This is a genomic window from Ruania zhangjianzhongii, assembly GCF_008000995.1.
Lineage (GTDB): Bacteria > Actinomycetota > Actinomycetes > Actinomycetales > Beutenbergiaceae > Ruania > Ruania zhangjianzhongii.
In genome coordinates, this window is record NZ_CP042828.1 from 873064 (window position 1) to 891817 (window position 18754).

An 18754-nucleotide genomic window follows, 5' to 3' on the forward strand; every position below is an offset into this window, starting at 1 on the left:
GCCCACCCGGTGGGCTCGCTGGCGCCGGGGCTCGCCGCCGAGTGGGGGAGACTGGGGTGGTGAGTGCTCCCGTCCCCGCTGCCCGCACCGCCCTGGTCACCGGCGCCTCTCGCGGGATCGGCGCCGCACTGGCCCGCAGCCTCGCGGCCGCCGGGCTGGACGTAGCGCTGCTGGCCCGCGATGCCGACCGGCTCACCGGCGTGGCCGCGGAGGTCGAAGCGGCCGGCCGGCGGGCGGTGGCGCTCGCCGCCGACGTCACCGACCGAGTGGCCGTGGAGGCGGCGGTGAACGAAGCCGAGTTCGCCCTCGGCAGCATCGACCTGCTGGTGAACAACGCCGGGCTGGTCGACACCGAGGTCCCGCTCTGGGAAGCCGACCCGGAGGAGTTCGCCCGGGTGCTCACCACCAACGTCTACGGTCCGTTCCTGCTCGCCCGCGCCGTGGTGCCAGGAATGCTGGCCCGCGGCGGCGGCCGAGTGGTGGACCTCAGCTCCGGCTCCGGCACCCGCGACTCACCGGTGATGCCCGGCTACAACACCTCCAAGACCGCCTTGTTCCGGATCGGCGGTGGGCTGCACGCCGCCGGCTTCGATCGCGGGCTGCGTGCCTTCGAGGTCGCACCTGGGGTGGTGGCCACCGATATGTCCACCGGGATGGCGATGCACGCCGACCGCACCGACTGGACCCCGCCGGAGGCCGTCGGCGAGCTCGTGGCAGCGATCGCTGCCGGTGACCTGGACCCCCTGTCCGGCTGCTACCTGCGCGCCGGTACCGACACCCTCGCCGCACTGCGCGAGCGTGCCGCTGCCGGCCCTCCGGCCGGGCGGCGCCTGGTGGTCACCGACTGGGATTCTCCGAGCTGACCTTCACGAACAGCATCAGCACCGCCCCCACGGCCAGCACCAGCACGATCCCGAGGATCCCCCAGTACTGCGCCTCCTGAGCGGTGGCCAGCCCGGTCACTGCCATCCCGACGGTGATCGCCACCGACCACATCCCCGGGGCCATGAAGCTCACCGCCCGGCCGGTGGTGGCGTACAGCCCGAACACCTCCCCTTCCCGCCCGGCCGGGATAAGCCGCGCGAGGAACGTACGGGAAGCGGACTGCGCCGGCCCCACACAGACCGCCATGATCAGGCCGAGGGACCAGAACACGGTAGGTCCGCCGTCGTGCAGGATAAAGATCGCTACACCCAGGATCACCATCGTGATCAGCGAGGTGAGGATCACCACCCGCGGCCCGACGGCGTCGTCGATCCGGCCGGCGAGGATCGTGGCGATCCCAGCCACCACATTGGCCACCACACCGAAGATGATCACGTCCCCCGCGCTGAACCCGAACGCCCCGGCGGCGATCACCCCGGCGAAGGTGAACACTCCGGCCAGCCCATCGCGGAACACGGCCGAGGCGAGCAGGAAGTAGACCGTGTTCCGGTCCGCCCGCCACAGGCCGACGATGGTGCCCCACAGCCGCTGGTAGGCGCCGATCAGTCCCACTTTCTCCCGGGTGCGCGACTTCTCCCGAGCATCCTTGACCACCCGCAGCACCGGGATGGAGAAGAGCAGCGTCCAGGCGGCGCAGAACAGCATGCTCACCCGCACGTCCAGACCGTTCTCCCCGGTCACGCCGAACAGGCCCACGTCCGGGTTGATGAACCCGAAGTACACGAACAGCAGCAACACGATGCCGCCGAGATAGCCCATTCCCCAGCCGAGCCCGGAGACCCGGCCCACGTTCTCCCGGGTGGAGACCTCGGACAGCATCGCGTTGTAGTTCACCCCGGCGAACTCGAAGGCGATGTTTCCCGCCGCCAGCAGCACCAGGCCCAGCCAGAGGTACTCCGGAGCGGGCAGCACGAAGAACAGACCCGCGGAAGCGAGGATCACCAGCACCGTGTTCACCCCGAGCCACAGGGTGCGCCGCCCGGCACGGTCCGCGCTCTGCCCGGCGACCGGGGCGAACAGCGCGATCAGCAGCCCGGCGCCGGCGAGCACCCAGCCCAGGTTCCGGTCCGCCTCTGGCCCGAACGCGTCCGAGGTGATGTACACCGTGAACACGAACGTGGTGATCACTGCGTTGAACGCCGCCGACCCCCAGTCCCACAACGACCAGGCGAGCACCGGAACTGTGAGCAGCCGGCGGGGGCGGGTCGGGTCCGCGTCCGCCGAGGAGGGGGTGGTCATGCCCCCACCGTATGGACCGCGGGCACCGATCGGGCCAATTTGCCCCCGACATCCGGTGAACGTGCTCCTCGATGTGGCTACGCTGCAGCGACCAGGCCGTGCAGCAACGTCAGAAGGGGGCAGGCGATGGATGGGTGGCAGGACCGCCCCGTGGAGCTGGGACGCGCGCTGCGCGAGGACTTCCGCGCCGCGGACTACACCGTGGACCGGCTGGCTGAGCTCCTCGGCGAGCCGGCCACCGCCGCGATGGGCCGCGAGCAGGTGATCCCGGCGGTGCGCCGCGCCCGCACCCTGACCGACCCGGCGGCCACCCTGGCCCGGCTGTTCATGCTCGGCGACGAGATCCGCCCCAGTGACCTGCGGGCCGCCCTACCCCGCAGCGCTGACCACGCCGTGGAACTCGGCCTGGTGGCCCCGCGTGCCGGCGGTGCGCTGCGCGCGCTGATGGACCTGCGCCCGGTGGAGCTGGGGGAGGAGCCGCTGTACCTCGCCGCCGACCTCGGCGAGGCGACCACCGGCCAGGCCGTGGCCGCTGAGCACGTGCTCGGCCTCGGCGGCGCCTCTCGGACGTTGGTCGAGCTGACCGTGCCTGGTCCGGCCGGCCGGGTGCTGGACCTCGGTACCGGCTGCGGGGTGCAGGCACTCACTCTGGCCGCTCGCGCACGCAGCGTGGGGAGCGTCGGGGATGTCGGTCCCGCTGGCGACCCCCGCGGCGCCGGCCGGGTCACCGCCACCGACCTCTCCACCCGGGCGCTGGCCTACGCCGGGTTCAACGCCGCCCTGAACGACCTCGACCTGGACCTGCGGGAGGGGTCGATGCTGGATCCGGTCGCCGGCGAGCAGTTCGACCTGGTGGTCTCCAACCCGCCGTTCGTGATCACCCCGCGCACCCCCGGCGCCCTGCCCGCCTACACCTACCGGGATGCCGGCGGCACCGGGGACGCGATGGCGCGCGACCTGGTCACCGGGCTGGCCGACCACCTGGCGCCCGGCGGCATCGCCCAGCTGCTGCTGAACTGGGAGATCCACGATGCGGGCGACCCGTTCGCCCGAGTGCGCGCCTGGTGCGAGGCCTCGGGCCTGGATGCCTGGGTGATCGGCCGGCAGCGGACCGACCCCTGCGAGTACGCCGAGACCTGGCTACGCGATGGCGGCATCACCCCGGAGCGGGATCCGGAGGCCTGGCAGCGCGGCTACCTCGCATGGCTGGCGGACTTCGAGGCTCGCGGGGTGGCGGAGATCGGCTTCGGCTACCTCACCCTGCACCGGCCCGACCATGGCCCGCACCAGCCGCGGCCGCAGTGGCTGCGCACCGAGGAGGTCGGCCACCGCCCGCCCGGGCCCCTGGGCCACACCATCGCCGCCACTCTGGCCGCCAAGGACGCCCTCGCGGGCCTGGACGACCGGGCGCTCGCCGGTCTCGCCCTCACCGTGGCACCGGACGTCACTGAGGAGCGGCACTACCGGCCGGGCAGCGCCCACCCCGAGGTGATCATGCTGCACCAGGGCGGCGGGCTGGGCCGGAGCGTGCGCGCCGACACGGCGCTGGCTGCCGTGGTCGGGGCCAGCGACGGCGACCTCACCGTGACCCAGATCGCCGCTGGTGTGGCGGTGCTCACTGATACCGACCCGGAGGCGGTCGCAGAGAGTGTGATTGCTGACATTCGAGGCCTGGTGCTTGACGGATTCCTGCACCTGCCGGGTTACCGTGAAGAATGACCACTGTGCTACCGACCCGGGCGAACGCCGCACCGCCGAGTCCTGAGCGCCACCCCTCGTGGGCTCAGGTCGTCGCGCGGCTGTGCGCTGCCGTGGTCTCTGCCGGCGTGGTGCTGGTGCTGCACCAAGTGTTCGTGGCCAGCGGTCAGGGGCAGCACTGGGACGAGTCGGGGGCGGCCACCGCGGCGAGCGACCAGGGAACGCTGGCCCGTGTCGGCGCCTTCTTCCTGGAGGATGTGACCGTACCGGTGCTGCTCGGCGGTCTGGCCGTAGCGGTGCTGGTGGCACTGGTCCGCCGCCGGGTGAGTGCCGCGATCGGCGCCGTGGTGCTGATGGCCGCCGCCAACCTGACCACGCAGGTGCTCAAGCACGTGCTGCTGGACCGCCCGGACCTGGGCGTGACCTATGACCTGGCGAACTCCTTCCCCTCCGGGCACACCACCGCCGCCGCCACTGTGGCCGCCGTGCTCGTGCTGGTGACCGCACCACGATGGCGCCCGCTGGTGCTTCTCGGCGGTGGCGCGTACGCGGTGCTCTGCGGCTGGGCCACGCTGACCAACGGCTGGCACCGCCCTTCGGACGTGCTCGCCGCGTTCGCGGTGGTGGCCGCCTGGTACTTCCTCGTGCGGGCCGCACTGCTGTGGATCTCACCGGAGCCGGCCCGACGGCGGTAGTCGCCGTGCTCCCTGGCCGTAGCCCTGGTCTGGTGTAGAGCAGGTGGACAGAGCGCGTATGGTGTGAACCGCTCCCCAGGATGCGACCAGGGTCGGTAGACCCGCCGGGTTACCGATCCGCATCGGGCCGCGATGGCATCTGCGTTGTACTGTCGGCCGCTAGGAGCGCCCCCGTCGTGCCGGGCCGGCACGAAGCCTGGAGTGAGGAAGGTCCGCGTGAGCAGCACTGCCCGCAAGCTGGTGATCGTCGAGTCCCCGGCCAAGGCACGCACGATCGCCGGTTACCTCGGCTCGGGTTTCGAGGTCGAGGCGAGCGTGGGCCACATCCGTGACCTGGCCCAGCCCTCGGAGCTGCCCGCGGAGATGAAGAAGGGGCCGTACAAGAAGTTCGCGATCGATGTGGACAACGGCTTCGACCCCTACTACGTGGTGGACGCGGACAAGAAGAAGAAGGTCGCCGAGCTGAAGAAGCTGCTCAAGGAGGCCGACGAGCTCTACCTCGCCACCGATGAGGACCGCGAGGGGGAGGCCATCGCGTGGCACCTGCTCGAGGTTCTCAAGCCGAAGGTGCCGGTCAAGCGGATGGTCTTCCACGAGATCACTCGGGAGGCGATCGACCGCGCCCTGGCCTCCACCCGGGACCTGGACACCCGGTTGGTGGATGCCCAGGAGACCCGCCGGTTGCTGGACCGGCTGTACGGCTACGAGGTCTCCCCGGTGCTCTGGCGCAAGGTCCGCCAAGGCCTGAGCGCGGGCCGGGTGCAGTCCGTGGCCACTCGGATGGTGGTCGAGCGCGAACGCGAGCGGATGGCCTTCCGGTCCGCCGAGTACTGGGACGTGCGCGGGGAGTTCACCGGCGGCCGGGGGGCCACGGCCGGCACCACCTTCGGCGCCCGGCTGGTGAGTGTGGACTCCCAGCGGGTCGCCACCGGTAAGGACTTCCGCGACGACGCCACCTTGCGCTCCAGCTCCGTGCTGCACCTGGATGAACAGGCTGCGCACGCCCTGGTGACCGCCCTGGAGAACACCCAGGTCGCCGTCACCTCGGTGGAGGAGAAGCCCTACACCCGCCGCCCGGCGGCACCGTTCACCACCTCCACGCTGCAGCAGGAGGCCTCCCGGAAGCTGCGGATGAACTCCCGCCAGGCGATGCGGGTGGCGCAGGGCCTGTACGAGAACGGGTACATCACCTACATGCGTACCGACTCGGTGGCGCTGTCCGGGCAGGCGATCAACGCCGCCCGCCGCCAGGCCACCGAGCTGTACGGCGGGGACTTCGTGCCGGAGAAGCCGCGCTTCTACGCCTCCAAGTCCAAGGGGGCGCAGGAGGCACACGAAGCGATCCGGCCCGCCGGGGACTCCTTCCGTACCCCCGCTCAGGTCTCCGGCGCGCTGCGCGGGGACGAGTTCCGCCTGTACGAGCTGATCTGGAAGCGCACCGTCGCCTCGCAGATGGCCGATGCGAAGGGCTCGACGGCGTCGGTCCGGCTGGCCGGGACCGCTGCCGATGGCCGCGTGGCCGAGTTCGCCGCCTCCGGCACCGTGATCACGTTCCGCGGTTTCCTCGCCGCTTACGAGGAGGGCCGGGACGCCGGCCGGTACGAGGAGGGCGACGGCAAGAATGCCCGGCTGCCCGACCTGCAGGCCAAGGACGAGGTGGCCACTGAGTCGCTGACCGCAGACGGGCACGAGACCTCCCCGCCGCCGCGGTACACCGAAGCCAGCCTGGTCAAGGCGCTGGAGGAGCGCGGTATCGGCCGTCCGTCCACGTACGCGGCGACGATCTCGGTGATCACCGACCGCGGCTATGTCCTCCGACGTGGGCAGGCGCTGGTGCCCAGCTGGGTGGCGTTCTCCGTGGTGCGGCTGCTCGAGGCGCACTTCCCGCGGCTGATCGACTACGACTTCACCGCAGAGATGGAGTCCGACCTGGACCGGATCGCCGCCGGCGAGGCGGACCGGGTCGACTGGCTGGCCGGCTTCTACTTCGGCCACGACGGCGCCGAAGGGCTCCAGTCGCTGGTGGAGGACCTCGGGGAGATCGACGCCCGAGCGATCAACTCCATCGATCTGGGCGACGGCATCACCCTGCGGGTCGGGCGCTACGGTCCCTACCTCGAGGGGCCACCGGCCGAAGAGGGCGGGCAGGCCAAGCGCGCTTCGGTCCCCGATGACATCGCGCCCGACGAGCTCACTCTGGCCCGGGCCGCCGAGCTGTTCGAGGCGAGTGCCGAGGACGGCCGCGAGCTGGGCACGGACCCAGGCACCGGGCACACCATCATCGCGAAGAACGGCCGGTTCGGCCCGTACGTGACCGAGGTGCTCCCGGAGAGTGCGGAGCCGGCACCGGCGAAGGGGTCGAAGAAGGCCGCCAAGGCCAAGCCGCGCACCGCGTCCCTGTTCAAGAGCATGGACCTGGCGACCGTGGACCTGGAAGCCGCCCTGCGGCTGCTGTCCCTTCCCCGGGTGGTAGGTACCGATCCGGAGTCCGGGGACGAGATCACCGCCCAGAACGGCCGCTACGGCCCGTACCTGAAGAAGGGCACCGACTCTCGGTCGCTGACCAGCGAGGAGCAGCTCTTCGACCTGACGCTGGCCGAGGCGCTGGAGATCTACGCCCAGCCCAAGCGCGGCCGGGGAGCGAGCAGTGCCAAGGCACTCAAGGAGTTCGGCGAGGACCCGGTCTCCGGTAAGCAGGTGGTGGTCAAGGACGGCCGGTTCGGCGCGTACGTGACCGACGGCAGCACGAACGCGACGCTGCGGCAGGCGGACCCGGTGGAGACCCTCACCGCCGAGCGGGCCTATGAGCTGATCGCGGAGAAGCGGGCCAAGGGGCCGGCGAAGAAGCCAGCCAAGAAGGCACCGGCGAAGAAGAAGGCACCGGCGAAGAAGAAGGCGTGAACTGACGGATATACGGCACGCTGTGCCACATATGGCACACCCTGCCGTATATCCGTCACTTTGCCGGTCGCGGAGGCTGACGATGCCGCGCCTCGCGCCTCGAGCTCGCGGGAGGAGAACACTCCCACAGCAGCTGCGGGGCGCGAGGGTTGGACCATGGTGCTCAGCGTGCCGGACCGGCGCCCCCGCTGCGGTGGGCCTGTGGACAGCCGGCACGGGTCAGCCCGACCACCCTAGGTCGCGAGCAGCTCCTCGAGCCGGTCGAAGCCGTCGGTCATCCCGGTCTCCATCCCGGAGGAGACCATGCCGTCGCGCGCCTCCAGCGAGGGGTAGACCGCATGACCGCTCAGCTGGGTGCGCCCCTCCCCGAGGTCCTCGAAGCGGAGGGTCTCGATGCTGACCACGTCCGGGAAGCCGAGGAACTCGAACGTCTGGATGGCGATCTCGTTCTCCCGGACCGTGTGCAGGCTGCCGCGGAACTGGTACTCGTCGCCGCTCGGGTCGACGTGGGTGTAGGCGTAGGAGCCACCGGTGTGGAAGTCGTAGTGGTCGACCCGCATCTCGTAGCCCCGCGGGCCAAGCCACTGGGAGACCCGGTCGGCGTCGGCGTAGGTGCTGAACACCTGCTCGACCGGGTAGTCGAACTCCCGGGTGAAGTCGACGAACGGGAGGCCGTCGGGGGCGGTGACGGTCAGTGCGTTGCTCATGATCTGCTCCTTGGTGTGTCCGGGCCGCTGGTGCGCCCCGGGGTGGTGTCGGTGTCTCGTGCGAGGACCGCATCGAGGTTGCGGAACTGGCTCTCCTTGACCAGCCGGTACTGATCGATCCAGGAGGTCATCGCCTCCAGTCGCGCGGGGTTGAGGTGCACGGGCCGGCGCTGCGCATCACGAGTGCGGGTGACCAGGCCGGCTTGTTCGAGTACCTGGATGTGTTTCGAGACCGCCTGGGTGGAGATGGGGAACGGCTCGGCGAGCTCGTTCACTGTGGCCGATCCCCGGCTCAGGCGGGCGATGAGCTGCCGCCGTACCGGATCGGCGAGCGCCATGAACGTGCGGTCCAGGCTCTCGTCGGTGTCGCCACTGTCGGCCATGACATCGTATCCAACCTGCTAGTTGTTCAACGGCTTGATTGAATAAGGATGGCGCGGGCGAGTGCCGATGTCAAGGGGTAGTGGCGCGGGTAGGTGCCGATGTCAAGAAGTAGTGTGATGAGATGCCGGGCCACGTTCTCCCCCGGCCGCTCTACCCTGGGCCCTATGCCGAGCCATGATGCTTCCTTCGGTCCTGCCCCTGCCGACGCTCCGCCACTGCGCTGGGGCATCCTCGGACCAGGTGGGATCGCGCGCCGGTTCGCCGGCGACATCCCCGTCCACACCGCCGCGCAGATCGTCGCCGTCGGTTCCCGCAGCGCAGCGCGAGCGGCCGCGTTCGCGGCCGAATTCGACATCCCGACGGCGTACGGCAGCTACGCCGAGCTCGTCGCCGATCCGGGCGTGGAGGCGGTCTATATCGCCACCCCGCACTCTGAGCATCTGGAGCATGCGTTGCTGGCGCTCGCGGCCGGCAAGCCGGTGCTGGTGGAGAAGTCGCTGACCCGGAACGCTGCCGAGGCGCGGGCGTTGTTCGATGCCGCCGCCGAGCGGAACCTGTTCGCGATGGAGGCGATGTGGACCCGGTTCCTGCCGCACATGATCGCCCTGCGCGCGATCATCGCCGCCGGGGAGATCGGACAGGTGCGCATGCTCACGGCCGAGCACGGGCAGGGACTGGACCACGTGGCCGATACCCACCGGCTGAAGAACCCGGCGCTGGCCGGTGGCGCGATGCTGGACCTGACCGTCTACCCGGTCTCCTTCGCCCACGACGTGCTCGGCGTCCCGGACGAGGTGAGGGCACTGGGCACGCTCACCGACACCGGCGTGGACGCCAGCGAGGCGATCACCCTGCGCTACGGCGACACCGCCCTGGCGATCCTCGGCGCGAGCCTGACTGCGGCCACACCGAATGCCGCAGCGGTGACCGGGAGCGCTGGACGGGTCGAGATCGCCGGGACCTTCTACGCCCCCACCACCCTGACCATCCGCCCCCGGGAGGGCGAAGAGCGGCAGCTGTGCCCCGCCGTCGGCAGTGGCTTCGAGTACCAGGCGGCCGAGGTGGCCCGCCGGGTGCACGCCGGTGACCGGGAGTCGCCGCTGCACACCTGGGCCGGGACGGTCGAGGTGATGGCCACGATGGACGAGGCGCGGCGTCAGCTCGGGGTGCGGCTGCCGGGGGAGTGACGGCCTGGGGCGGAGCGGACCGAGTGTGGGCGGTTCCGGTTAGGGTGCTCGGGTGAGCGGACTTTTCATCTCCTTCGAGGGCGGCGACGGCGCAGGGAAGACCACGCAGTTGACCCGCCTGGCCGAGTGGGTCGCCCAAGCGACCGGTCAGGAGGTGGTGCGCACCCGCGAGCCCGGCGGTACCGAGCTGGGCCGCTCGCTGCGGCAGGTGCTGTTGCACGGCTCGGAGATCGACGCGCGCACCGAGGCGCTGCTGTTCGCCGCCGACCGGGCACACCACGTGGCGGCGCTGATCCGGCCGGCGCTGGCGCGCGGTGCCGTGGTGCTCACCGACCGGTACCTGGACTCGTCGGTGGCCTACCAGGGCGGCGGTCGGGAGCTGTCTGCGGAGCAGGTGGAAGAGCTGTCCCTGTTCGCCACCGACCACCTGCTGCCGGCGGTGACCGTGCTGCTGGACCTGGACCCGGTCCACCTGCCCGAGCGGCTCACCGGTGACCCGGACCGGCTGGAACGCGCCGGCGGCGAGTTCCACCGGCGCACTCGCGCAGCGTTCTTGGACCGGGCCGCACGGGACCCGGAGCGTTGGCTCGTGCTGGACGCCGCGCAGCCGGTGGACGTGCTGCACGCGCAGATCCGCGCACGGGTGGCGCCGCTGCTGGGGGGTGACCAGTGAGCGTCTGGGGCGACCTGGTGGGGCAGGACCAGGCGGTCAGCACCCTGAGCAATGCGGTAGCCAATCCGACCGCGATGACCCATGCCTGGCTGATCACCGGCCCGCCCGGGTCGGGGCGGTCGGTGGCCGCCCGTGCCTTCGCCGCTGCCCTGCAGGACCCGGCGGACACGGCAGGGGAGGGCCACCAGGTCCGCACCGCGCTGGCTGGTACGCATGCGGATGTCACCGTGCTGACCACGGACAAGCCCAGCTTCGCCATCGACGAGGTGCGCGACTGGGTGCTGCTCGCGCAGCGGTCGCCGTCCCAGGGGCGCTACCGGGTGCTGATCGTGGAGGATGCCGACCGGATGCTCGAGCGCACCTCGAACGTGCTGTTGAAGGCGATCGAGGAGCCGCCGGCGCGCACGGTGTGGATCCTCTGCGCACCGAGCCCGGTGGACGTGCTGCCCACGATCCGCTCCCGCTGCCGGCTGGTGAATCTGCGCGTGCCTCCGGTGCAGGCGGTCGCCGATCTGCTGCACACCCGCGATGGCGTGGACCCTGAGCTGGCGCTCGCCAGTGCCCGCGCCGCGCAGAGCCACATCGGAGTCGCCCGCCGGCTCGCACTTCACCCCGAGGAGCGTGCCTACCGTGGCAAGGTCCTGCACCTGGCCACCGGGATCCGCGGGGTCGGGGATGCGGTGCTGGCCGCCCAGGAACTGGTCGATGACGCCACGGAGCAGGCCAAGGCAGCCACCACCGAACGGGACGCGACAGAACGGGCTGAGCTGCTGCGGGCGCTCGGTGTGGAGCACGGTGCCCGGGTGCCGCCAGCGCTGCGCGCTCAGGTGCGTGGCCTGGAAGAGGATCAGAAGCGCCGGTCCAAACGCGCGCTCACGGATCTGCTCGATCGGTCGATGGTGGATCTGCTCTCCTTCTACCGGGACGTGCTGGTGATCCAGCTGCAAACGGGGACGGAGCTGGTGAACACCACCGAGGCGGATGCTGTGGCCGCACAGGCGCGCAGCACTTCTGCCGAGCAGTCGCTGCGCCGGATGCAGGCGGTGGGGCTGGCCCGTACCAGGATCGCCACGAACGCGGCCCCGCTGCTGGCGATGGAAGCGCTCGCCGTGGCCCTGCGTCCGCAGGGCTGAGTCCGCATGCATAGACTGCGCCTGTGGTCTTGAGAAACTCGCGCCCCGTCACCGCCGCGCTCGCAACTGCCGGGGTGATCGCTCTGCTCGCTGGGTGCGCGACCTCCGCTCCGATGATCCAGCCGACAGCGGATGCTGCCCCGGTGCCGGAAGGCCTGGAGACCTACTACACCCAGGAGGTGGAGTGGAGCGAGTGCGGGGACGGGTTCGAGTGCGCGGACGTCACCGTGCCGATGGACTACGAGGAGCCGGAGGGGGAGACCATCACCATCGCCCTGAAGGTGCTGCAGGCCTCCGGGGAGTCCCGCGGATCGCTGTTCATCAACCCGGGCGGGCCCGGTGGTTCCGGTGTCGAGATGGTGGAGACCGCGGGGTCGTACTTCGGGGACGCGCTGCTGAGCAACTACGACATCGTCGGCTTCGACCCGCGCGGAGTGGGGGAATCGACAGCGGTGCGCTGCTATGACAGCGCCCAGCTGGACGAGATGTTCTCCCGCACCTACGACCTGACCACCAATCGCGGCTTCGACCGCTACGAGGCCGACCTGACTGCCTATGGCGAGGCCTGCGAGGCGAATACCGGCGAGCTCATCCACCACCTGGACACGGTGACGGCCGCACGCGACCTGGACGTGCTGCGGGCAGTGATGCAGCAGGCCACGCTCACCTACCTCGGCTTCTCCTACGGCACCTTCCTCGGCGCGATCTACGCCGAGCACTTCCCGGACAGCGTCGGGCGGCTGGTCCTCGATGGTGCCGTGGACCCGGCGCTGAACTACAACGAGATCACCCAGGGGCAGATCGGCGGGTTCGAAGTGGCCTACCGCTCCTATCTGGAGGACTGCCTGAGCGGGACCGACTGCCCGTTCACCGGTGATGTGGATGCGGCGATGCGCCAGACGGTCGAACTTGTCGCGCAGCTCACCGACACCCCCGCCGACAGCGGTGATCCGGACCGGCCGGCCACGGACTCCGACCTGTACAACGCGATCGTGATCGCGTTGTACAGCCCGCAGTCCTGGCAGGTACTCACGAGTGCACTGACCGCGCTGATCCAGGATGACGACGGTTCCCAGATCCGATACCTGTCCGACTTCGCGATGGAGCGTGACGACAATGGCGAGTACCCGGAGGACGAAGGCGCGTTCCGACTGATCGACTGCTCGGACTACCCGGTGGAGGTCAACCGTGCCGAGAGCCGGCAGCAGGCCGAGGCGAATGCGGAGCGCTCCGAACTTTTCGGCGAGGCGCTGAGCTACGGCGAGGTCGGCTGTGCCGCGATGCCGGTCGAGTCCGATGCAGTGCGCGAGCCGATCCACGCCGAGGGCACCCCGCCGATCGTGGTGGTCGGCACCTCCCGTGACCCGGCCACCCCGTATGAGTGGGCGGAGTCGATGGCCGAGCAGCTCGAATCCGGGGTGCTGATCAGCTACGACGGTGACGGGCACACTGCCTATGGCGGCGCGAGCCAGTGCGTGGACGAAGCCGTTGAGGCCTACCTCGTGGACGGTGTGGTGCCGGAGGACGGGCTGGCCTGCTGAGGAGAAGTGTGGGCAGGCTCATGCTGAGCCGTTTTGCTCGGCGGTCTGGCCGCCAGGTACAGTGAGGCCCGCTGTTCTCAGCGCCGCCTTAGCTCAGTCGGCAGAGCGATTCACTCGTAATGAATAGGTCATCGGTTCGATTCCGATAGGCGGCTCCACCTCTGATCGGCCCGGTCACTGACGAGAGTCAGGACCGGGCCCGATTTTCATCCCGGCCTGACGGTCAGGTCTTGTTGTGGCGCGACCCCGTCAAGTCGATCACACGAGCAGTTGGTCAGGTGTACTGTGTCCCTCCAGGCAATGGAGCCTTAGGAGGATCACCATGAGTACGGGTCCCTATCAAGCGATGCCGCCACCGCAGTCGCACCCGCCCCTACCGCAGCCGCCACCGCCGCCCGGCAAGACGCATAAGACGCGTAACCGCGTGGTGGTCGGGATCGCCATCTTCTTCGCGTTCCTTCTCGGGATCGGAATTGGTGGCGCACCACCCGATCCCACTGCCAGCGCCGAGTATCAAGAGCTCGAGCGGGAGCTCATGCAAGCGCAGACGGCGTTACGAGCTGCCGAGGGTGAAGTCACCGAACTGTCCGAGTCACAGCTGGCTGCCCTGCAGGAGGCAGAGGACGCACAAAGTGAAGCCGCGTCGATCGAGTCCTCCGTCGAAGTTCGCCAAGCGGAGCTGGACGAGCGTGAGGGCGAGCTGGACACCCGCGCCACAGAACTCGACGAGCGAGACTCCCTGCTCGAAGAGGCTCGGCTGGAGGTCGACGCGCGGGAAGAGGCAGTGGAGGCCGCCGAGGCAGCGGCGGCGAGTGCTCCGTCGCAGCCAGAGTCGTCGGACACGTCAGACACCTCGGACACGTCAGACACCTCGGACACGCCCGATGCGTACTACGAGAACTGTGACGCGGCCCGTGCCGCAGGTGCTGCCCCCGTCTACGCCGGCGAGGCCGGTTATGGCGGGCATCTCGACCGGGATGGCGACGGCGTGGGTTGCGAGTAGCTGATCGGGGCGGGGATGCTCAGTTGCTGGCTTGCGACGGGACGGTGCTTGACGCGCGTCGGTCCGCAGCCGCCGCACCGCGGCGACAGTGGCCATGAGGCCCAGGCTCCGCGGGGCTGCCGCTGAGTTTGTGTGTATCGTTCTCGGGGGTGAGGCCGATGAAGGAACCCCGACTGGCAGTCATGGCGCGGGTCAGCGACCACGAGCTCAACGAACTGCACGCTGCGGCTTTCGAGCACGAGTTGGCTGCGGTCCCGTGGAATGAGCGGTTGAAGCGTCACAGTCTCTTTTGGGTCACTGCCCGGTGGCAAGGATCGTTGATTGGTTTTGTGAACGTCATCGGTGACGGTGGCGCGCACGCGGTCCTTCTCGATACCTGCGTGCATCCCCACTCTCAGGGCGAGGGCATCGGGCGGGCACTCGTCCGTTCGGCAGCGGAGGAAGCCCAACGTCTCGGCTGCCATTGGCTGCACGCCGACTACGAGCCTGACCTCGTCGACTTCTACGAGCGCGTGAGCGGTCTGAGTCATACCGAGGCAGGTCTGCTCAGGCTCGGATCCGGGTAACGAGAGAGGAGTCTTCGGCCGATCGCCATGCCCCAGTGGCACCGGTTGAGGCTCGGGCACGCTAACTGTCGAGGGCACTGGGCGGTGGCGTCGAGAGTGCAGCACCCGGACGACGAGTAGGTCGCCAGTGGGAGTCTGCAGGTAGAAGATTCCGTAGGGGAATCGCCGCATCCGGGCCCTGCGGAGCCCGTCGAACCCTTCAACCACCGGGGCTCCACGAGGGAACATCACCATCCGCTCGATGGCCGCGTCGACGTCCTCGGTGAAGCGTGTGCTGAGCTCGGGGTCGATGCCGGAGTAATAGTCATACGCCTCTTCGACGTCGCTCGCCGCGTGCCGGGTGAGGACGACCCTCACTTTTGGCCGGTGAGGTCCTTGCGGACGTCGGACCACTCGCGCAGTGACTCCGGGTCCGCCTGGGCAGCATCCAGTGCCGCAACGAGAGCCGCACGTTCCTCGTCGGTCGGCCGGTACGTCGGCTCACCGAAATGGGTGCGTAAGGCCTCCTGGATGATCTCCGAACGACTGCGGTGCTCTACCGAGCGAGCCTGCTCCACCAAGGTGTACAGCTCCTCGGGGAGCGTCACCGCTACCTTGCGCACCGCCATGCCTACCTCCTCAGTATGACTTGATCATACCCACCGATGCCCTGCTGTGCTGGCGCGACCGGGGTCGGCGATGGCGTGGGCTGCGAGTAGCCCTGCTGTCGGCGCAACCGGTCTCACCGGACGAGACGGCCGGAGAATCAACGAGTGCGGCAGCCCCGACGGTGTTACCGTTTTGTTATTCACGGGGGTACACCAAGCGTCCCTCCCGGCCGCAGGTGGCCGGGAGGGACGCAGTTTTTTGCTCAGCCGCTCCGGTCCGTACGATCCGAGCCCCGGGGCGACCCAGTCGGTGCAATCTCGGCCCCACCCGCCCCCGGTCACCTCGACCCAGGCCGCACCACTCCGGACTCGTAGGCGAGCACCACCGCCTGCACCCGGTCGCGCAGCCGCAGCTTGGTCAGGATCCTGCCCACATGTGTCTTCACCGTGGTTTCGGACAGGTACAGCCGCGCGCCGATCTCCGCATTCGACGCCCCGCGGGCGAGCTCACCGAACACCTCCTGCTCGCGCTCAGTGAGCATCTGGAGCACGGCCGTGGGATCGGTCTCGCGCTGGTCCACCAGCTGCGCGACCAGCCGACGGGTAGTAGCCGGAGCGATGATCGCATCGCCGGCGTGCACGTGCCGGATCGCCGCGATGATCTCTTCGCCCGGGGCATCTTTGAGCAGGAACCCGCTCGCCCCGGCGCGCAGCGCGCCGAGCGCATGCTCGTCCAGGTCGAACGTGGTCAGCACGAGTACGCGCGGCGGTCGGCTCAGCTTCTGGATCTGCGCCGTCGCCCGGACCCCGTCCATCCGCGGCATCCGCACATCCATCACCACCACGTCCACCGCCCGGCTGGCAAGGACGTCGAGCGCCTCCTGCCCGTCGCCGGCCTCGGCCACCAGCTCCAGATCGGGCTGGGAGTCGATCACCATCGCCAGCCCACGGCGGAGCAGCTCCTGGTCGTCGACGATCATCACCGTGATCACCGGCTACTCCTCCCGTCATACGGCAGCGTGGCTCGCACCCGGAAGCCCCCACCGTCGGGCGCTTCGGCGTCCAGCGTGCCACCTACCAGGCGGGTCCGCTCCCGCATGCCGGTCAGGCCCACTCCCGCGTGCAGCACCCGAGCACCTGCGCCGTCGTCGGTCACGGTCAGCACCAGTTCGTCCTCCTGCCAGGTGAGCATGACCTGTGCCTGGACCCCCTGACCGGCATGCTTGAACACATTCGTGAGGGCCTCCTGCACCACCCGGAACGCGGCGAGCTCGGCCGCCGGCCGCAGCTCCCGGGGCGTGCCGTGATGCTCCACGGTGACCGCCAGCCCCGCGGCCGTCACGCGCTCGGCCAGGTCCGGAACGTCGGCCAGCCGCGGCTGCGGGTCGGTGCCGGTGGCCGTCTCTCTCCCGGCGGCCGGCTCGTCCTGGAGCACACCGAGCAGGGCGCGCATGTCCCGCAAAGACTCCCGGCCCACCTGGCCGATCGTGGCGAACGCCCGCGCACCCGGCCCGTCCGGATCCTGCAGCCGGCCTCCCTCGGCATGGCTGACGATCACCGCCAGCGAGTGTGAGACCACATCGTGCATCTCCCGCCGGATCCGGTCCCGTTCGGCCCGCGCCGCCTCCGCCCGCTCTCGCCGCCGGTCCTGCTCAGCCCGCTCGGCCTTCTCCCGCAGCCCCTCCAGGAACAGCCGCCGGACCCCGCTGAGCCGCCCGAGCGCCCACAGCGTCGCCACCACGGCAGCGAGCGCCACCCCGAGCCCGAACCGCCACACCCACGGCTCGTAGCTCCCGGTCGACCCACCCCAGGATGCCGGATCCCACAACCGCACCAGCACTGCCACCACACCTACCAGCGCGACGCCCAGCGCACCGAGGGCCACTGTGCGACCCACCTGACCGGCCACGGTGTACAGCATCAGGGCGAACACCATCGAGCTGGGCAGCAGCACCGTGGCGTAGGCGAACCCGGTCGGATCCTGCAACGGAGGCAACAGCACCAGCACCAGCAGCGCCGCCGCGGCCACCAGGTACGCGATCACCGGGGACCGCCGCCGCCAGAGGATGCACCCGTGCAGCACCAGCAGGCACCCGGCCGCCACCGGCACCACCGGCTGCGGATTCACCGCACTGCGCAGCAGGCTCGCCGACATCGGGCCAAGCACCACCGCAAGCAGTACGGCCAACGCGGCGTCGGCGACCATGGGGCGGGCGAGGAGCGCATCGAGCGTCGCTCCGCGGCTGGCAGGGGCGGTCATCGGCCCCATTATCGACTGTCACCGCTGAAGTACAGGCCGTGGCCACGCCGGAGCAGGTAGGCCAGCGCGGCCACGGTCAGTGCCGCGGCCCAGATCGGCCAGAGCATCTCCGGCAGCCAGGCACCCAGCTCCGTCTCCGCGCCCGGAGGGCCGATCTGTACACCGGCAATCACCTTGCGGATGTACATCAGGCCCGCCGCCGCGATCGGCACCGCCACCGCCAGTGCGGCCCACGCCGGCCCTCGAGCCGGGATCTCCCGGCCACGCAGCACCGGGACCCACCGGGGCCAGACCTCACCCCACCGCTGCACCAGGCCAAGGGTGAGTACAGCGCCGATCAGGGCGAGCGTGCCCAGACCTGCACCGATCGGAGTGATCTCGCTGATCGTGGCCAGGAACTCCTCACTGATCCCGACCGGGACACCGAGCAGCCAGCCGAGCCGCGTGGTCGCATACCCGATCGGCACGACCATCGCCACGGCCACCGCCACCCGACCGACCCGCAGTGCACGAGCCGGATCGACGTTGTGCAGGCGCGCCATGACCTGGCGCATCCCGAGCACGGTCAGGCTCACTCCGGCGACCATCATCAGCAGCAGGTTGACCGCGGGCCAGTTCGCCATCGCCGCGATAGTCGCACCGTCGATGCTGCCAGTGGCCAGCGCCACCAGCATCACCGGGAGGTAGCCCATGGTCATCAGGATCCGCACGTCGGTGAGTACCACGGCCAGCACCAGGCCGGTGATCACGGCCAGCACCGCGGTGGCCCGGTCGGTGTGCCCACGTACCAGCCGGAGGGTGAGGATCCCCATCCCGACGGCGATCCCTGCGATGGTCAGTCCGCTCACCAGGGCGGTGGTCTGGTCGAGCAGGCTGGTCGCCGGAATGAGCGTGCTCTGCCCGGCGAACGGGTATCCCGGGCCGCCGAACGCCCAGACGATGCCGAGCACGGCGTAGGCCAGCGACCAGGCGCCGGCGACCAGCGCCGGGAGGCGGCCGCGCCGGTCCGTGGTGAGGCGGACGGAGGGCGCCCGATCACGGCCGGCGCGGCGTGGAACAGGGGTGGTGGTCTTCATGTCTCCACCCTCGCGACCGGCCGCCGGTGGGCACATCGTCACCGAGTACCGACCCCGTCCTCCGCAGGAACGACCCGCACCCACCGGCGAGGCTGACCCATGCCGCGAACTCGTGTGATGTCGAACCCGGTGTCAGAGTGGGGGCAGCGCTCCGCTCCG

At 70.1% G+C, this 18754-nt stretch carries 17 protein-coding genes, 1 tRNA gene and 1 pseudogene; 11 read left to right on the forward strand and 8 right to left on the reverse strand.

What is annotated here, in order from left to right:
* Positions 1 to 59 precede the first annotated feature (59 nt).
* Positions 60 to 863, forward strand: a complete 804-nt coding sequence (locus FU260_RS04080) for an SDR family NAD(P)-dependent oxidoreductase (protein ID WP_235912418.1) — start codon at positions 60 to 62, stop codon at positions 861 to 863.
* Here the strand turns inward: FU260_RS04080 and FU260_RS04085 are convergent.
* Positions 838 to 2184, reverse strand: a complete 1347-nt coding sequence (locus FU260_RS04085) for an MFS transporter (protein ID WP_147915900.1) — start codon at positions 2182 to 2184, stop codon at positions 838 to 840. The genes FU260_RS04080 and FU260_RS04085 overlap by 26 nt on opposite strands.
* A 150-nt stretch (positions 2185 to 2334) precedes the next feature.
* Here FU260_RS04085 and FU260_RS04090 point away from each other — a divergent pair, with 150 nt between their 5' ends.
* The 3 genes from FU260_RS04090 to topA all read left to right on the forward strand — a co-directional run bounded on the left by FU260_RS04090 (position 2335) and on the right by topA (position 7478).
* The gene (locus FU260_RS04090; RefSeq protein ID WP_235912419.1) at positions 2335 to 3903 is read left to right on the forward strand and encodes a DUF7059 domain-containing protein; all 1569 of its coding nucleotides are present in this window, start codon (positions 2335 to 2337) and stop codon (positions 3901 to 3903) included.
* Entirely contained in the window at positions 3900 to 4577 is a 678-nt protein-coding gene (locus tag FU260_RS04095) for a phosphatase PAP2 family protein (RefSeq protein ID WP_147915902.1), read from the forward strand. Before FU260_RS04090 ends, FU260_RS04095 begins: the two co-directional genes overlap by 4 nt.
* A 216-nt stretch (positions 4578 to 4793) precedes the next feature.
* Positions 4794 to 7478, forward strand: a complete 2685-nt coding sequence (gene topA, locus FU260_RS04100) for a type I DNA topoisomerase (RefSeq protein ID WP_235912420.1) — start codon at positions 4794 to 4796, stop codon at positions 7476 to 7478.
* A 233-nt stretch (positions 7479 to 7711) separates the two neighbouring features.
* On the opposite strand, the gene FU260_RS04105 is transcribed toward topA, so the two are convergent.
* Complete coding sequence (locus tag FU260_RS04105; RefSeq protein WP_147915904.1) at positions 7712 to 8185, reverse strand: SRPBCC family protein; 474 nt, start codon at positions 8183 to 8185, stop codon at positions 7712 to 7714.
* Positions 8182 to 8568 carry an ArsR/SmtB family transcription factor gene (locus FU260_RS04110; RefSeq protein WP_147915905.1) on the reverse strand — a complete coding sequence of 129 codons (387 nt, stop codon included), beginning with the start codon at positions 8566 to 8568 and terminating at the stop codon, positions 8182 to 8184. The genes FU260_RS04105 and FU260_RS04110 overlap by 4 nt, the downstream gene beginning before the upstream one ends.
* 165 nt (positions 8569 to 8733) lie before the next feature.
* On the opposite strand from FU260_RS04110, the gene FU260_RS04115 reads away from it, so the two are divergent.
* The 7 genes from FU260_RS04115 to FU260_RS04145 all read left to right on the forward strand — a co-directional run bounded on the left by FU260_RS04115 (position 8734) and on the right by FU260_RS04145 (position 14672).
* Positions 8734 to 9756, forward strand: a complete 1023-nt coding sequence (locus FU260_RS04115; protein ID WP_147915906.1) for a Gfo/Idh/MocA family protein — start codon at positions 8734 to 8736, stop codon at positions 9754 to 9756.
* Between the two features lie 52 nt (positions 9757 to 9808).
* Positions 9809 to 10429, forward strand: coding sequence for a dTMP kinase (gene tmk / locus FU260_RS04120; RefSeq protein ID WP_147915907.1), 621 nt, complete (start codon positions 9809 to 9811; stop codon positions 10427 to 10429).
* Positions 10426 to 11562: a DNA polymerase III subunit delta' gene (locus tag FU260_RS04125; RefSeq protein WP_147915908.1), complete on the forward strand. Its 1137-nt coding sequence runs from the start codon at positions 10426 to 10428 to the stop codon at positions 11560 to 11562. The genes tmk and FU260_RS04125 overlap by 4 nt, the downstream gene beginning before the upstream one ends.
* A gap of 23 nt (positions 11563 to 11585) precedes the next feature.
* Positions 11586 to 13103 carry an alpha/beta hydrolase gene (locus FU260_RS04130; protein ID WP_147915909.1) on the forward strand — a complete coding sequence of 506 codons (1518 nt, stop codon included), beginning with the start codon at positions 11586 to 11588 and terminating at the stop codon, positions 13101 to 13103.
* 82 nt (positions 13104 to 13185) lie between these two features.
* A tRNA-Thr gene (locus tag FU260_RS04135) sits at positions 13186 to 13261 on the forward strand.
* Between the two features lie 164 nt (positions 13262 to 13425).
* Positions 13426 to 14106: an excalibur calcium-binding domain-containing protein gene (locus FU260_RS24020; protein ID WP_147915910.1), complete on the forward strand. Its 681-nt coding sequence runs from the start codon at positions 13426 to 13428 to the stop codon at positions 14104 to 14106.
* Positions 14107 to 14264: 158 nt separating this feature from the next.
* Complete coding sequence (locus FU260_RS04145; protein ID WP_210418201.1) at positions 14265 to 14672, forward strand: GNAT family N-acetyltransferase; 408 nt, start codon at positions 14265 to 14267, stop codon at positions 14670 to 14672.
* A gap of 99 nt (positions 14673 to 14771) precedes the next feature.
* Here FU260_RS04145 and FU260_RS24555 read toward each other — a convergent pair.
* The 5 genes and pseudogenes from FU260_RS24555 to FU260_RS04170 form a co-directional block, all read right to left on the reverse strand.
* Positions 14772 to 15065 (reverse strand): annotated as a pseudogene (locus FU260_RS24555) (type II toxin-antitoxin system RelE/ParE family toxin); the annotation flags it as partial.
* Entirely contained in the window at positions 15026 to 15280 is a 255-nt protein-coding gene (locus FU260_RS04155) for a ribbon-helix-helix protein, CopG family (protein WP_147915911.1), read from the reverse strand. The gene FU260_RS04155 and the pseudogene FU260_RS24555, both read right to left, overlap by 40 nt.
* 317 nt (positions 15281 to 15597) lie before the next feature.
* Positions 15598 to 16239: a response regulator gene (locus FU260_RS04160; RefSeq protein WP_147919311.1), complete on the reverse strand. Its 642-nt coding sequence runs from the start codon at positions 16237 to 16239 to the stop codon at positions 15598 to 15600.
* 8 nt (positions 16240 to 16247) lie between these two features.
* Positions 16248 to 17519 carry a sensor histidine kinase gene (locus FU260_RS04165; RefSeq protein WP_147915912.1) on the reverse strand — a complete coding sequence of 424 codons (1272 nt, stop codon included), beginning with the start codon at positions 17517 to 17519 and terminating at the stop codon, positions 16248 to 16250.
* 8 nt (positions 17520 to 17527) lie between these two features.
* Positions 17528 to 18595 (reverse strand): hypothetical protein, encoded by a 1068-nt coding sequence (locus FU260_RS04170; RefSeq protein ID WP_147915913.1) that lies wholly within the window; start codon positions 18593 to 18595, stop codon positions 17528 to 17530.
* Positions 18596 to 18754: the final 159 nt, after the last annotated feature.

Bases quoted from the DNA above. Each gene is read 5' to 3' on its own strand.
- FU260_RS04085 (WP_147915900.1), bottom strand. From the start codon at position 2,184: ATGACCACCCCCTCCTCGGCGGACGCGGACCCGACCCGCCCCCGCCGG.
- FU260_RS04095 (WP_147915902.1), top strand. From the start codon at position 3,900: ATGACCACTGTGCTACCGACCCGGGCGAACGCCGCACCGCCGAGTCCT.
- FU260_RS04105 (WP_147915904.1), bottom strand. From the start codon at position 8,185: ATGAGCAACGCACTGACCGTCACCGCCCCCGACGGCCTCCCGTTCGTC.
- FU260_RS04110 (WP_147915905.1), bottom strand. From the start codon at position 8,568: ATGGCCGACAGTGGCGACACCGACGAGAGCCTGGACCGCACGTTCATG.
- FU260_RS04115 (WP_147915906.1), top strand. From the start codon at position 8,734: ATGCCGAGCCATGATGCTTCCTTCGGTCCTGCCCCTGCCGACGCTCCG.
- FU260_RS24020 (WP_147915910.1), top strand. From the start codon at position 13,426: ATGAGTACGGGTCCCTATCAAGCGATGCCGCCACCGCAGTCGCACCCG.
- FU260_RS04145 (WP_210418201.1), top strand. From the start codon at position 14,265: ATGAAGGAACCCCGACTGGCAGTCATGGCGCGGGTCAGCGACCACGAG.
- FU260_RS04155 (WP_147915911.1), bottom strand. From the start codon at position 15,280: ATGGCGGTGCGCAAGGTAGCGGTGACGCTCCCCGAGGAGCTGTACACC.
- FU260_RS04160 (WP_147919311.1), bottom strand. From the start codon at position 16,239: ATGATCGTCGACGACCAGGAGCTGCTCCGCCGTGGGCTGGCGATGGTG.
- FU260_RS04165 (WP_147915912.1), bottom strand. From the start codon at position 17,519: ATGACCGCCCCTGCCAGCCGCGGAGCGACGCTCGATGCGCTCCTCGCC.
- FU260_RS04170 (WP_147915913.1), bottom strand. From the start codon at position 18,595: ATGAAGACCACCACCCCTGTTCCACGCCGCGCCGGCCGTGATCGGGCG.